This is a genomic window from Anaerotalea alkaliphila, assembly GCF_010179735.1.
GTDB lineage: Bacteria > Bacillota > Clostridia > Lachnospirales > Vallitaleaceae > Anaerotalea > Anaerotalea alkaliphila.
Window position 1 is genome coordinate 41,619 of record NZ_JAAEEH010000021.1, and the last position, 14,019, is coordinate 55,637.

A 14,019-nucleotide genomic window follows, 5' to 3' on the forward strand; every position below is an offset into this window, starting at 1 on the left:
CCCCCTATGCCTTGGAAAAACGGGCGGCGCAGAAGGCCCGGACGTTTTCGGGCTGGACGCTTTCCACCGGGCCTTCGTCCACCCGGACGGAGACGCCCCGGGTGCATTCCCCCAGGCAGAAGGCGGCCTTGATCTGGACCGCCTCCTCCAGACCGTTCTCCTTCACATGCCGCTGCATTGCCTCGATGACCTTGTAGGACCCCTTCAAATGGCAGGAACTGCCGATGCAGATTTGTACAACCATACTCCTTACCTCCCGCTTCGTCTCCGGCATCTGGCGGCCGGCTTTGGTTCTCTTGTTCGTCTGCTCCACACTATCGTTAATATTTTAACACTAATGCACATTGCATACAAGGGGGGCGGGGGATGTTCCCCATAAAGAACCGTCCCCGCGGTCCAGGATCCTCACAGGATTTTAACGCCTGTGCCCTTTTTCCGGGTGTACGATGGTTGTAGGAAAGGAGTGATCCCCATGATGAAGAAGCACATCCCCCCCGCCACCCCACTCCAGCAGCATCTGGACAGGACAGCCCAGGCCCTCCGGGAGCGGGACTTGGACCAGGCCCTCTACCACCTCCAGCAGGCCATGGTGGAGGACATCCACTCCCCCCAGGTCCAGAACCTGATCGGCATCCTGGCCGAACTGGACAACGACATCCTCCTGGCGGAGAAGCACTACCGGGCCGCCTACGCACTGGACCCCACCTTCCGGGCCGCCGGCTTCAACCTGGACCGGGTGGAGGGCTACCCCATCCACTACGACCGGGAGAAGATTGACTACGGCCTGGACCATCCCTAGGCAGGCCCCGGACACCCCCGAAAGCGAGCGGGACCGGTTCGTCTTGATCGCCGGCTGCGGCGGCTTCGGCAGGAAGCTGGCCCAGGTCCTCTCCGGCGGGGACCGGAGCATCACCCTCATCGACCTCTCCCCCGAGGCCTTCGTGGCCCTCCCCCCGGAATTCGAGGGACGGCTGCTGGCCGGGGACGCCACCGACGTGGCCCTCCTGGAGCAGGCGGGCATCGCCACGGCGGACATGCTGGTGGCCGCCACCGACAACGACAACACCAACATCTTCCTGGCGGAGATCGCCAAAACCATCTACGGGGTCAAGGACGTGGCCTCCCGGCTCTACGACGGGGACAAGACCCGGGCCTACAAGGACCTGGGGATCCGCATCCTGAACCCCGTGGAGCTGGCCACCCTGGAGTTCGAGAAGCTTTTCGACATCCCGGAGAAAGGGGAGGAACCCGCATGAAGATCCTGATTGCAGGGGGCGGTCGCAAGATCGAGTACCTGGTGAAGAGCTTCCTGGAAAAGGGCCACGAACTGGTGGTGGTGGCCCGGGACCTGGACCAGTGCAAGGCCCTGGCCCGGAGCTTCGACATCACCGTCATCCACGGGGACGCCAGCGTCCCGGCCATCCTGGACGAGGCCGGGGCCGGGACCTGCGACCTGGTGGCCGCCCTCACCCCCCGGGACCCGGACAACCTGGTCATCTGCCAGCTGGCCCGTAAGGTCTACGGGGTCCCCCACGTGTTCGCCACCGTCTCCAACCCCCACAACGTGGAGGTCTTCCGGAAGCTGGGGGTGGACAACGTGGTCAGCGCAACCTACATCCTGGCAAAAATAATCGGCCGCATGGCCTTGAGGAGTGGGGAAGATGAAGAACACCTTTGACAGCTACCGTGCCGTCCTGCGGCATGTGGGCCACATCACCATGGCCACGGGCATCTTGATGGCCACCCCCCTGCTCCTGGTCCCCTTCGACCCGGCATCCGGCAGGTGGCTGCTGCCCTTCCTGGGGCCCTCCCTGGGGGCCTTGGGGCTGGGCTTTGCCCTCTCCCGGATCCCTCCGGGCCAGGCCCGCCGCCTCTCCGTGGGCCAGGACGCGGTCATCGTCTCCCTGGTCTGGACCCTGGCGGTCCTCCTCTCTGCCCTGCCATTCTACCTGGGAGGGCTTTTGGACTTCACCGGCTCCGTCTTCGAGTCCGTCAGCGGCTGGTCAACCACCGGCCTCACCGTCCTGGACGTGGAGGAGACCCCCAGGATCTACCTCCTCTTCCGGAGCATGCTCCAGTTCTACGGAGGGGTGGGCCTGGTCCTGATCCTGGTCTCCGCCCTCTCGGAGACCTTCGGCCTGAACCTCTACAGCGCCGAGGGGCACCCGGACCGGCTCCTCCCCAACCTCCTGGCCTCCTCCCGGCTGATCCTGACCATCTACCTGGGCTACATGGCCGCCGGCACCCTGCTTTTCCGGGTGCTGGGCATGGACACCTTCGACGCCCTGAACCACTCCATGACCTCCCTCTCCACCGGTGGCTTCACCACCCGGGCCGCCAGCCTGGGGCATTTCAACAGCCTTCCCCTGGAGCTGGCCTGCATCCTCCTGATGGTCCTGGGTGCCACCGCCTTCCCCGCCCACCTGCTGCTGCTGACGGGGCGGGTCCGGACCTTCCTCCAGCTGGGGGAGACCCGGCTCTTCCTCTTCCTCCTGGCCCTTTCCGTCCCGGCCATGGGCTTCGCCGCCCTGAAGGACGCCTACGCGGGCACCGGCCCCTGGGTCCGGGCAGCCCTCTTCCAGACCGTCTCCGCCCTGACCACCACGGGATTCTCCACCGTGGACCTGACCCGCTGGCATCCTTTCCCGATATTTGTTATAATCCTATTGATGGTTGTAGGCGGAGGGGCCGGCTCCACGGCGGGGGGCATCAAGCTCTTTCGGGTCCACCTGCTCCTGATGAGCCTGCTTTGGACCCTGAAGGGGCGCTTCAGCCCTCCCCACGGGGTGGTCCAACACAAGGTCCGGCGGCCGGAAGGCCCCGTCCCCGCGGACGCCCCCCTGGTGGAGCACGCCGGCGCCTATGCCCTCTGCTACCTGCTCCTGCTGGCGGGAGGCACCGGGGTCCTCCTGGCCTACGGCTACCCCCTCCAGGAGGCCCTCTTCGAATACGCATCGGCCCTGGGCACCGTGGGCCTCTCCCTGGGCGTCACCGCTCCCGGGGCCCCGGCGCCCGTCCTCTGGGCGGAGACTCTGGGCATGCTCTTCGGCCGTCTGGAAATCTTCGTCTTCTTCATCGCCGCCCTGCGGCTGACCAAGGATGTGCGCGCATGGAACAAACGAGAATGAACGGCTTGAACGAAACCCTCCTTGGCCCCCGCTTCCTCCGGGACCTGGGAAAAACCCTCCTGGCCATGGCCCTTGCGGCGGGGGCCGGCCTCCTTTTTAGGCAGTTCCGGCTCTTCGAGGCGGAGATCATCCTCCTCTTCCTGCTGGGGGTCCTGGCCGTGGCCCGGATCACCGAAGGCTACCTCTGCGGCATCCTGGCCGCCTTCCTGGGGGTGGGCCTCTTCAACTTCCTTTTTACGGAGCCCTACCTTTCCCTGGCGGTCTACCGCACCGAATACTTCGCCACCTTCCTGGTGATGCTGGCCACCGCCCTCCTCACCAGCACCTCCACCAGCCGGATCCGCAAGGAGGCCCGGCAGGCCGAACAGCGGGAGCGGACCATCCAGGAGCTCTACGCCCGGCAGCGGGAGGCCACCCTCCTGGCCGAAAGCGAGCGCCTCCGGGGCAACCTCCTGCGCTCCATCTCCCACGACCTGCGGACCCCCCTGGCCGGCATCCTGGGCTCCGTCTCCACCATCCTGGAGAACTACCAAAACCTCCCCGACTCCGTAAAAAAGGAGCTGCTCCAGGATGTTTTCCAGGATACGGGCTGGCTCTCCCAGACCATGGACAACATCCTGTCCATGACCCGGCTGGAGGAGGGGGAGCTCCTGCTGAACCGGAAGGAGGAGCTGGCGGAGGAGGTCATCGCCGCCTCCATCGCCCGGGTGAACCGCTTCCTGGGGCCCCACACCTTCCGGATCCTGCTTCCCGAGGAGATGCTCACCGTCTGGGCCGACCCCCAGCTGCTGGAGCAGGTCCTGGGCAACCTCCTGGAGAACGCCCTCCGCCATTCCGGTCCCCGCAGCCGGATCCTTCTCCTGGCCCGGAAGCAGGGGCAGGACATCCTCTTCCGGGTGGAGGACGACGGACCGGGCTTCCCCCCGGAGGACCTCTCCCGGGTCTTCGACCGGTTCTACTCCAACCCCAGGACCGGCAGCCCCGAGCACCGGGGCATCGGCCTGGGGCTCTCCATCTGCAGGTCCATCGTCCTGGCCCACGGGGGGACCATCGACGCCGGCAACCGGCGGTCAGGGGGGGCCTGGGTAGCCTTCACCATCCCCCCGGCTTCCCCCGTCCCGCAGCCTCCCCCGTTCCCCAGCTGACCGCAAAGGAGGTGTGACCCATGGATGACAAGCCCACCATCCTGGTGGTGGAAGACGACCGGCAGATCCGGCGCTTCATCCGCCTCTCCCTGGAGACCCAGGGCTACGGCTGCCTGGAGACCTCCACAGGTACGGAAGGCCTCTCCCTGGCCCTCTCCAAAGGCCCCCAGGTCGTCCTCCTGGACCTGGGCCTCCCCGACATGGACGGCCAGGAGCTCATCGGCCGGCTCAAGTCCCTCTCCCCGGCCAAGGTCATCATCGTCTCCGCCCGGGGCCATGAGCGGGACAAGGTGGCCGCCCTGGACGCCGGTGCCGACGACTACCTGACCAAGCCCTTCTCCGTCCCCGAGCTCCTGGCCCGAATCCGGGTGGCCCTGCGCAACCGGGCCACCCCCGAAGGGGAAGCCCTCCCGGACACCTACGCCGTCCGGGGGCTCTCCATCGACACCACCCGCCGCCAGGTCCTCCTGGACGGGGAGGAAGTCCACCTCACCCCCCTGGAATTCCGGCTCCTGGAGCTTTTGGCCCGCTACGCCGGCCGGGTCCTCACCCACAAGTTCCTCATGGACAACGTCTGGGGCGGGGCCTTCGAGGGGGACAACCAGTCCCTGCGGGTCTGCATGGCCGGCCTCCGGCGGAAGCTGGAAAAGGACCCCGCCCAGCCCGAATACCTGCTAACGGAAATCGGGGTCGGGTACCGGCTGGTGAGCGAATGAATTTAGGGAAACAAGAACACCCCCTCACTTGCGGACAGGGGTCCTGAATCGTTCGGGGGGCTTTTGTTTCCCTTCTCCTTGGAACGGAAATGGGGGACAGTTCGCAAACAAAAAGGTGCCAGGTACTGTGAACGCCGTTCACAGTGCCTGGCACCTTTTTATCCCTTAGGACCCCTTCTTCCTCCCGATCTCCTCCACCAGCTTCCCGATGAGCTCTTCCGGGGTGAATCCGCCCCGGGCGCTGACCATCTCCAAGGTGGCCACGCTTGCCATGGTCTTGAAGAGCAGGGGGTTCTTCAGCTTGCTGTACTTGGGGGAGAGGTTGAAGAGGAACTCCTTCAGATGGGGGTACTCCTTCAGCAGGTCCCCCAGGACCGTGTCCGGGGTCAGGCCGTAGGGGTTCCCCTCCCGGCCCTGTTCCGTCGCCTTATCCGCTTCCTCCGATTGCTCCCCCTTGCTTCCCCAGCTAAGGAGCCGCTGGCTTCCCGTCAGGCTGCGGATGCGGGTGGCGTCCTGCATCGTCTCCAGCACCCCCCGGAACTTCCCTTCCCCGTCCCGGACGGCCACGTAGGTGATGTAGATGAACTTGCCGCCCATCTCCAGCCAGAACTCCGCCTCGTCCTGCTCCCCTTCCCGGAAGGCCCGGATGATCTCCTCCACCGTGGCCACGCTCTCCCGGGGATGGCAGTTCCGCACTTCCCGGCCGATGACCCCGGGGCTCCTGGGAAAAACCCGGTGCTTCGTGTCGCTGTAGAACCGGACGATCTCCTCCTCGTCCACGTAGGAGAGGTCCACCTGCAGGTGCCTGAAGATCAGGTTCACCTGCTCCAGGGTCAGCCGGCCCTGGTTCACCGGAAGGACGCCCTCGGGATGGGCCGTCTTCTCCTCCACCTCTCCCCAGGCGGCCCCCACATAGGGCGGCGGGGTTTCCACCAGGCAGTAGCCGATCTCGTCGTCCCCCTGGCGCATGCGCACGAATTCCTCGTCGGTGACCAGCTCCAGGGCGGTGGGATAGAGGATCTCCTCCTCCTTGCCCATCATGTCCTCCACCAGGGTGATGACCTCCTCCTGGAGGTCCAGGAACTCCCGCTCCCGTCCGGCCTCCAGGTGGCCCCGGGACTCCTTCAGCAGGTTCCGGATCCGGTTCTCCAGCGTCCACATGACCTTGGAAGGCTTGTCGAAGCCCTTGCCCTCCAGCGCTGGGAACAGCTGGTTCTGCTTCCGGGCGAAGTGGGTCCCGATCCGCTCCAGCCTGTCGTAGGCCTCCTTCCATGCGTCGGGGAGGAACTTCCCGGCCAGCAGCCCCTCCATCTCCCCCAGCACCTGGCGCAGGGCGGCCACCTCCTCCAGATAGGTGTGGATGGGATGGCCCGGCGGCACATCCGGGGGCGCGCTTTCCAGCAGGTCCCCGAAAATCTCCAGGATCTCCTCCATCCGGTCCGCCAGCTCGTCATCGGTGATACCGAACTGCTGGAGATGCTGCTCGCAGATGGCGAACTCCTGGGCGGTGACCTTGTCCACCGCCTCCCGCATCCTGGCCTGGGCCTCCTCCATGGGCATCTCCCCCCGCAGGTAGAGCAGCTTGATGGTCATGATCCGCTTGACCTTCTCCTGGTCCAGATGCAGGTGCTTCCCCATGGGGATCTGCGCCAGCTCCAGTTCCGGCAAAGGTTTCATTGAAATCCCTCCTTTAGTCGTCCCAACGGTAGGTTTGTTTCCGGCGCAGCTTGTCCAGGTCGCAGTGCAGGCACAACCCGTTGTGGCAGGAGATCGTCCCCCCGCATCCGGGGCAGCGCCACTTCTCCTCTTCCTTCTCCAGGAAAGCCTCCATGCCGTGCTCCCGGATGCATTCCAGGTTCTCCAGCATGCTCATGTGGTACTTGGTCCTGTACCGCTTGTCCAGGGCTTTCAGCCGCCTGCAGGGGTAGTCCGGGCACTCGGTGCAGAACCGCACGAGCCCCTTCCCCAGCAGGTCGCAGCTGTCCTTCATGAAGGTGCAGTTCTCCCCCCGGGGCAGGCAGCCGGGGCAGTACTTCCTCCTGAACCCCTGCTTCCGGATGTCGTTCACCATCGCCAGATGGTTGACGCAGACGCCGCAATTCATCCCGCAGGGCGCGATCAGCTTCTCTTCCATCTCCATCGTCACCTCCCATACATCCATGGTGCACCTGTTCCCGGACTTTGTCAAGAACCTGGTTGGGCCGCTGATGCATGGGGACGGTTCTTCCGCATCATTTCCCCAAATCAAAAAGGAGCGGTCCCCCGCTCCTTTCCATGCCCTCCGGGCACAACAATGCCCCCGAACGATTTAGGACCCCCGTCCGCAAGTGAGGGGGCATTCGTTCGTACCCTCACCTTTTTTTGTACAGCGCCTGCCCCGCCAGCAGCACCACCACCGAAATCAACAGGTACATGCCGATGCTGGGGTTGGTGGCCCCCCCGTAGAGGATGACCAGGGACCCGGCGATGGCCAGACTCGGCAGCACGAACCGCCGGATGAAGCCCAGGTCCTTGAAGTTGCCCATGTACCAGACGTACAGGAAGATGTACAATCCGTAGATCAGCACGATGGGGATCTCGTCCAGCCCGATGTAGCGGCCGAACCAGTCGTTCAGGCTCCCGTACCAGATCACCGTGTACACCACCGAAAGGGCGAAGGCCGTCAGGGTTGCGTAGGGCGGCATCCCCGTCTTCTTGTTCACGCTGCCCACCTTGTCGGGGAACAGCCCGTGTCCCCGGACGGCCAGGGCGAAGGGCATCCGGATGTTGGAGATGACCAGACCGTTCAAGGTCCCCAGGCAGGACACCACCACGAAGGCGGTCAGGAGGGTGGCTGCGGTGCTCCCGAACAGGGCGTTGGCCGTGATGCTCACCGCATTGTTCCCCTCCGCCACAATCCGGTCGGTGGCCAGCACCCCTGCGATTCCCAGGAAGTAGGTGATGTACACCCCGAAAACGATGAACGCCCCGATGGTCAGCGCCCTGGGCAGGTTCTTCTTGGAATCCTTGATCTCGTTGTTGATGGTGATCGCCACGATCCAGCCCTCGAAGGCGAATGCGGTGGCCACCACCGCCGAAGCCAGGGTCCCCTTGGTGCTGCCGATGGACTTGGCCGCCTCCGTGAAGTTCTCCACCATGATGCCGTTGGACAGGCCCGAAACGATGCCCACCAGGGCAATCAGGAACAGGGGGACCAGCTTCACCACGGTAGTGGTGACCTGGAGCCGCCCCGCAAAAATGGGGGAAAAATAGTTGAGCAGGTACATGGCCACCAGGTACACCGAGGCCAGCACCCAGGTCATGGGGGCGTTCTCCGGGTTCTCCGCCCCGAAGAGGATCATGGTGTACATGGCCGACACCCAGGTCAGGATCGCCGACAAAGGGGTGTAGTAGAGCACCCCCTTGAACCATCCCACCAGGTAGCCTAACCGCTCCCCGTAGGCCTCCTCCGCATAATCCACGATCCCGTTGGCCCGCTCGATCCGGTGGGCAAACTCCGCGAAAACCAGCGATCCGAAGATCATGGAGGCCGCCCCCAGGACCCAGGCCAGCAAGGCGTTGATCAGGTTCCCCTGGGTCAGGGTCAGCACGTCATCCGCCTTGAAGAACACCCCCGAACCGATGACCACCCCCACCACCATGGCGATGGACGTGAACAACCCGTACTTCTTTTCCAAAGTCTGCATATAATCTCCTATCCTCCCATATGACATGTCGGAAAAGAACATTATAGCACAATGGAAGGGAAGAAAAAAGGTGCCAGGCACTGTGAACGGATGTTCACAGTGCCTGGCACCTTTTTTCAATGGATTGCTATTTCGTCAGTCCCTTGCCTTTTCCCGGATGGGTGGAAGGCTTTCCTCTGTCGTCATCGTCGTCATCCCGGTCCTGCAGGAGCACGGTCTGGGTCCTCTCTTCCCAGGAGACCTTCAGCCCCATGGTTTCCCCGAAGAAGCGGATGGGTACGTAGGTCCTGTTGCCGATCAGCTGGCTGGACACGTCCAGGGTGATGGTCTCGTCGTTGCTGGTGCCCGGCAGGTCCCGCTTGATGGTCACCTTGTCGTCGCCGATTTTCATGGTGATGGTGGTGCCGTCCAGGGTGATGGTGACGGTGTGTTTTGCGGGGTCATACTCCACAAGCGCACCGTAGGCCGCCGACAGGGCCCGTACGGGGATCAGCACCCGGCCGTCCTTGATCACCGGAGGCGTGTCGAATTTGATTGTGCGGCCGGGGGCCAACACGGATTCGAAGGGCAGGACCTTCACGCCGTGCTGGTAGAACTTGTGCCACCGCATGCGCAGGGCCTTCTGCTCTTCCTTGTCGTAGCGGTTCCAGACGTCCCCCCGCAGGGCCTGCAGGGCCTCCAGGTAGTCTTCCCTGGCTTCCTCCAGGTCTTCCTTCTCCGCGTCAAGGACCTTCTTGGCGTCCTCATAGGCTTTCTTCAGGCTGTCCAGCTTCAGGTCGGCCCACAGGTCTTCCAGGTCCTCTGCCAGTTCCTTCTCCAGCTTCTCCTTCAGCGCCTTCAGTTGGGCGGAGGTCAGGTCGTCTTCCTTCTCCTCCAGCTCGTCCTCGATGTCCTCTTCGGCCTGCTCCTTGAAGTCCTCGTACTCCTCCAGGGCCTCCTCGTAAGCGTCCTTGGCGTCCTCATAGTCTGCCAGGGCTTCCTTGTAGTCTGCAAGGGCGTCCTCATAAGCCTTCTTGGCCTCTTCCAGCGCCTTCTCCAAGGTGGTCTGGGTGGGCTCCGTCACTGCGCCCAGCGCCTTCAGGGCCGCCTGGTAGTCCTTGTTGGCTTCCTCGTAGAATTCCAGTTCCGCGTCGTAGAAGGTCTTCGCGTCGTCCCTGGCCTTCTTCAGGCTGTCCAGCTTCAGCTCTACCTTCAGTTCGTCCAAGTCCTCTTCACCGGCCTTCTTGGCGTCCTCGTACTTCTTCAGGGCGGCGTCGTAGGCGGCTTTGGCGTCCTCATAGGCTTCCTTTGCTTCCAGCTGGTCTGCCCGGGCGTCGTCCCGGATGGTCTTGGCATGGGCCAGGGCCTTCTCCAGGTTCGCCTGGGTGAGGTTCGTCAATGCGCGGAAGGCCCTCAGGGCGTCCTGGTAGTCCTCCCTTTCTTCCCGGTAGGTCTTCAGCTTTGCGTCGTGGACCTTCTTGGCGTCGTCCATGGTTTTTTTCAGGCTGGTCAGCTTCAGGTCGGCCCACAGGTCTTCCAGGTCCTCTTCCAGTTCCTTCTCCAGCTTCACCTTCAGCGCCTTCAGTTGGGCAACTGTCAGGTCGTCCTCCTTGTCCTCCAGCTCCTCTGCGATGTCCTCTTCGCCGGCCTTCTTGAAGTCCTCGTACTTCTTCAGGGCAGCCTCATAGGCGGCCTTGGCCTTCTCATGGTCTTCCTTGGCGTCCAGATACTCTTCCCGGGCGTCCTCGTAGTCTTCCTCGGCCTCGTCGAGCGCCTTTTCCAGCTCCGCCTTGGTGGGCGCTGTGGCCGCCGATACAGGGAACGCGCCCAGGATCAGCGTGAACGCCAGCACCAGGGAAAGCAGTTTGAATCGTTTCATAGGGAATCCTCCTTTGCCGTTGATGATTCGCTTTCATGGTATTTCATTTCCACGGCCTACCGGCCCTTGTTGCCTTTGCCGCCGCTTTGGCCGTTTCCTTTGTTGCCGTCTTCCTTCTCATGGGCTTGCCGTTCCACTTCCTTCTGCTCCCGGGCTTCCCTCTCGGCGGCTTCCTTCGCCGCCTCCCTGGCCGCCTTCTCGGCCTGGATCTCCAGTCCCGACCGGATGGGCTGCCGGTCCTTGGCCGCCTGTCCCGGGGGAAGCGTTGGCTTGTTGCCGTTCCGGACCTCCGGTGCCAGCTTGCCTTCGGCTTCCTGTCCTGCACTGTCCTTGCCAGCCGGAGTTTCTTCCCTTCTGGCGTCGTCCTTGTCCGCCGGGGTCTCCTCCCGGTTCAGCTGTCCGGGAGCGGCATCCCTGCCCTCCCCTTCGGAAGCGCTTTCTGTCGGGTCTTCCGGGTTTTCTTCCCCCACCCTTTCAGACGAAGCGTCCGGGGCTCCGGTTCCCTGGGAGTCGCCGGTGGTGTCCCGGTCTTGTCCTTCCTTCTTCCCCCGGACGGCCGCATAGCTGCGGGCCAACTCGGAGATGGACATCTCCAGGGTCTCCTCCAGGGTCAGGCTGTCCTCCAGGGCCCGGGCCATCTTGTACCTGCCCAGGGAGATCTCCAGGGCCTTGGCCTCTTCCCTTTCCACCTTGTTGCCCCTGCTGTAGTAGATCCGTGCGGCGTCCTGGCGGGAGGCCACATAGTCGGTGACCCGCTCCTCCAGCAACCCGTCCGGATCCGCTTCCGCGACGGCCTTGCCGGTAGCTTCCGGTAAAACAGCCTCCGGTAAAACGGCGTCCGTGACCATGTCCGGAGCAATCTCCAGGATCGTGGAGGTGACCAGCACCGCCCCCTCCTCCAGCAGGTAGCCCTGTTCCTCAGCCGCATCCAGCAGCAGGTCCATGGCTTCCTCCAGCTCCAACCCCTTCAACACTCCTGTCAGGGAGCCGGCCTTGTGGCGGCCGGGGGTCAAGGCGGGCGGCATGGAAGCCAGCAGCGCTTCCCCGTCCCCGTTCAGGGCCCTGGCCTCCAGCACCCGGCATTCCCTGTCCAGAAGCAGTTCCAGGCTGGGGTTGATGTCCACCGTCACCACCGCGAAGGCGGGGGTGGTCCTGAAGGTCCCCGCAGGTCCCTCCAGTCCCGGCAGGGCAAGCACGCCTAGGAGCGCAAGCCCCAGGACCAGGACACCCAGCAATCCCAGGGCCCCCGCCTTCCGGTGGCCTGGGGACCGCCGGAACAGTCCCGGACGGCCGGCCAGGTCCTCCTCCGACCAGACCACCCTTTTTCCGGGGGCGTGGCCCGGTTGGGTCTTGATTTTCTTGTATTCCATCTCTTCCGTCAGTATCGTGGCATGCCGCTCATCCACGGCCAGCACCAGTCCCTTTTTCATCGTGCGCACCCCCTTCCATTTCCGCGATCCAGTCCATCACTGGCGCCACCCCATGGTGGTAGGCCAGCAGGATGCTGGCGATGTAATGCCGGTGCACGGAAAGCACTTTTATCGAAACGCCGTAGTCCCTGGCGATCCTGCCGTAGGGCAGCCTGCCCTTCTCCAGATACGCCTCCACCACCTCCCGGTCCAGGCAGAGCCTGCGCCCCAGGGCGACCAGCATCCGCCGTGTGTCCTTGTGCCGGGGACCGCCTGCCGCCAGCTTGTGGAAGGTCAGGCCGTGGGCCTTCAGGATCTCCCCGTAGCGGGCGAGCTCCAGGGCGTCCACCCGCTCCTGGGTCCGGTCCCGGTCGGCCAGGCTGCCCTCGTGGTATTCCAGCGGGTCCGCCTGGGCCTGCCACCGGTTCTCCTGGCGGAGGACGTCCACCACCCGGTTGTGGATGATCCGGCCGGCATAGCTGTAGAATCCGCCCAGCTCCTCCCGGTAGCTCTCGATCGCGTCATTGAAGGCCAGCATGGCGGAGGTCACCAGGTCGCTGTTTTCCCGCTCCACATGGCGGCCGCTGGTCCGGGCGGCCACGGCGATGATGAACGGCATGTTATCCTCTATGAATCTGTTCCTGTCCTGGATGTCCATGGTGTTCCTCCATCCCCTTCACCCTATCATACGGTCCGGCGGCGGGATTTGGGGGGTGATTTCCGGATTTTTTTCATTTGTTTCCGTAAAAAGCGCGTTCGAACCAGCTCCAGAATTGGGGAAGCAGCTCCTGGACCCCGTTTTCCAAGGCGCCGGCCTTCCTCGTCCCTTCCCGGCCCGCCTTCCTGATGGCGCGCACCAGCTCCTCCACCTCCAGCACCTGGAAGCGGGGGATTCCCGCGGAGAGGGCCAGGGCCTCCAGGACGGCGATCCCCAGGTCCCGGTAGTCCCACTCCTTCTCCAGCTTCAGGCGCTTGGCCCAGTAGGGCAGGACCCCCTCGAAAAGGAGGCGCCCCCGGCTCCTGTAGAAGAGCTTCCCTTCCTCCCGGGCCAGCCGCAGGGTCTGGTTCCCCGTCCGCAGGAAGCGGTTCAGGAACCAGGCCTCTGACTTTCCGTTCTGGATGTAGTAGGTGCTGCCTTCCAGGTCCCGGAGCACCCGCAGGGCGTCGTGGTAGCCCAGGTCCATGTTGTAGCCGATCCGCTCCGGGTCGAACTCCAGGATCATCCCCAGGTCCTCCCGGGGCTCGATTTCGATGATGTTCAGGTCCTTGGTGTCCACCTTTTTCTGGAGGCCGAAGGAGCCCAGGCGGATGACGATGATGTCCCGGATGCCCTTGCGCACCAGCATGGTCAGGGGCAGGTTGTTGTGGAAGGCCCCGTCCAGGTAGGTCTTCCCGCCGATCTTCTCGGACTTGAAGGCCGGCAGGTAGCTGCTGGCCAGGAGCATGCTCCCCAACTCCCCTTGCCCGATGTCCTCCAGGAATATCTCCAGGGGCTTCATGTCCGTGAGGGAGACGGTGACCAGCCCGAATTCCATGGGACTTTCGCGCACCTTCCCTTCGTCCATCTCCTGGTCTATGAGCCGCTTCAGGGGGGTGATGTCCAGACCCCCGTCCTTCACCCACTTCTTGATGGGCTTCAGGATCTTCTGGAGGTCCAGGTCCATCAGGTTGAACTCCTTCAGGTTGAAGTTGCGGATCTCGTCGATGAGGGAGTCCTCCACCTGGAAAACGGTCTGGTAGTCGATGTTCCTCCAGATCCGCAGGGTCCGTTCCATGTCCCCCTGGACGAAAAGGGCCCCGTTCAGGGCCCCTACGGAGGTCCCCACCACGGTACGGACCTGGATCCCCTCCTCCATCAGGGCTTTCCAGGCCCCCACCTGGTAGGCGCCCCGGGCGCCCCCGCCCTCCAGGGCCACGCCGTATTGTTTGGTTTTGTCCACCAACTTTCCCACCTCCTTGTAAGATATTGTTACGGGACAGATTAAGAAATCATCCCGAATGTTCCTTGAAAATGCAACTTTAATATTCGAATGAATCAACAGACACCACGTATTGAATTTCAACCATCTCATAGGTA

Annotated in this window: 14 protein-coding genes; 6 read left to right on the forward strand and 8 right to left on the reverse strand. The window is 63.7% G+C overall.

Features of this window, described 5'->3' with window-relative positions:
• Positions 1-4: 4 nt before the first annotated feature.
• Positions 5-244 (reverse strand): (2Fe-2S) ferredoxin domain-containing protein, encoded by a 240-nt coding sequence (locus GXN74_RS08710; RefSeq protein WP_162370546.1) that lies wholly within the window; start codon positions 242-244, stop codon positions 5-7.
• 228 nt (positions 245-472) lie between these two features.
• On the opposite strand from GXN74_RS08710, the gene GXN74_RS08715 reads away from it, so the two are divergent.
• From GXN74_RS08715 to GXN74_RS08740, 6 genes are read left to right on the forward strand one after another with little or no spacing between them, the layout of a single operon-like run.
• Positions 473-799 carry a hypothetical protein gene (locus GXN74_RS08715; protein ID WP_162370547.1) on the forward strand — a complete coding sequence of 109 codons (327 nt, stop codon included), beginning with the start codon at positions 473-475 and terminating at the stop codon, positions 797-799.
• Positions 774-1,256 carry a potassium channel family protein gene (locus GXN74_RS08720; RefSeq protein WP_162370548.1) on the forward strand — a complete coding sequence of 161 codons (483 nt, stop codon included), beginning with the start codon at positions 774-776 and terminating at the stop codon, positions 1,254-1,256. The genes GXN74_RS08715 and GXN74_RS08720 overlap by 26 nt, the downstream gene beginning before the upstream one ends.
• Positions 1,253-1,678 carry a potassium channel family protein gene (locus GXN74_RS08725; protein ID WP_162370549.1) on the forward strand — a complete coding sequence of 142 codons (426 nt, stop codon included), beginning with the start codon at positions 1,253-1,255 and terminating at the stop codon, positions 1,676-1,678. Before GXN74_RS08720 ends, GXN74_RS08725 begins: the two co-directional genes overlap by 4 nt.
• On the forward strand, positions 1,662-3,128 hold the full coding sequence (locus GXN74_RS08730) for a TrkH family potassium uptake protein (protein ID WP_162370550.1): 1,467 nt from the start codon (positions 1,662-1,664) through the stop codon (positions 3,126-3,128). Before GXN74_RS08725 ends, GXN74_RS08730 begins: the two co-directional genes overlap by 17 nt.
• The gene (locus tag GXN74_RS08735; protein ID WP_162370551.1) at positions 3,110-4,273 is read left to right on the forward strand and encodes a sensor histidine kinase; all 1,164 of its coding nucleotides are present in this window, start codon (positions 3,110-3,112) and stop codon (positions 4,271-4,273) included. The genes GXN74_RS08730 and GXN74_RS08735 overlap by 19 nt, the downstream gene beginning before the upstream one ends.
• A gap of 20 nt (positions 4,274-4,293) precedes the next feature.
• Positions 4,294-4,989: a response regulator gene (locus GXN74_RS08740; RefSeq protein ID WP_162370552.1), complete on the forward strand. Its 696-nt coding sequence runs from the start codon at positions 4,294-4,296 to the stop codon at positions 4,987-4,989.
• Between the two features lie 165 nt (positions 4,990-5,154).
• Here the strand turns inward: GXN74_RS08740 and GXN74_RS08745 are convergent, their stop codons facing one another.
• From GXN74_RS08745 to GXN74_RS08775, 7 genes are all read right to left on the reverse strand, one after another.
• On the reverse strand, positions 5,155-6,666 hold the full coding sequence (locus GXN74_RS08745) for a PAS domain-containing protein (protein ID WP_212505742.1): 1,512 nt from the start codon (positions 6,664-6,666) through the stop codon (positions 5,155-5,157).
• Between the two features lie 13 nt (positions 6,667-6,679).
• Entirely contained in the window at positions 6,680-7,129 is a 450-nt protein-coding gene (locus GXN74_RS08750; protein WP_212505743.1) for a DUF3795 domain-containing protein, read from the reverse strand.
• A 211-nt stretch (positions 7,130-7,340) separates the two neighbouring features.
• Positions 7,341-8,675 carry an APC family permease gene (locus GXN74_RS08755; RefSeq protein ID WP_162370553.1) on the reverse strand — a complete coding sequence of 445 codons (1,335 nt, stop codon included), beginning with the start codon at positions 8,673-8,675 and terminating at the stop codon, positions 7,341-7,343.
• A 127-nt stretch (positions 8,676-8,802) separates the two neighbouring features.
• Complete coding sequence (locus tag GXN74_RS08760; protein ID WP_162370554.1) at positions 8,803-10,533, reverse strand: copper amine oxidase N-terminal domain-containing protein; 1,731 nt, start codon at positions 10,531-10,533, stop codon at positions 8,803-8,805.
• A gap of 56 nt (positions 10,534-10,589) precedes the next feature.
• Positions 10,590-11,963, reverse strand: coding sequence for an anti-sigma-I factor RsgI family protein (locus GXN74_RS08765; RefSeq protein WP_162370555.1), 1,374 nt, complete (start codon positions 11,961-11,963; stop codon positions 10,590-10,592).
• Entirely contained in the window at positions 11,932-12,600 is a 669-nt protein-coding gene (locus GXN74_RS08770) for a sigma-70 family RNA polymerase sigma factor (RefSeq protein ID WP_162370556.1), read from the reverse strand. The genes GXN74_RS08765 and GXN74_RS08770 overlap by 32 nt, the downstream gene beginning before the upstream one ends.
• Before the next feature lie 73 nt (positions 12,601-12,673).
• Complete coding sequence (locus tag GXN74_RS08775) at positions 12,674-13,882, reverse strand: patatin-like phospholipase family protein (protein WP_162370557.1); 1,209 nt, start codon at positions 13,880-13,882, stop codon at positions 12,674-12,676.
• Between the last annotated feature and the right edge of the window lie 137 nt (positions 13,883-14,019).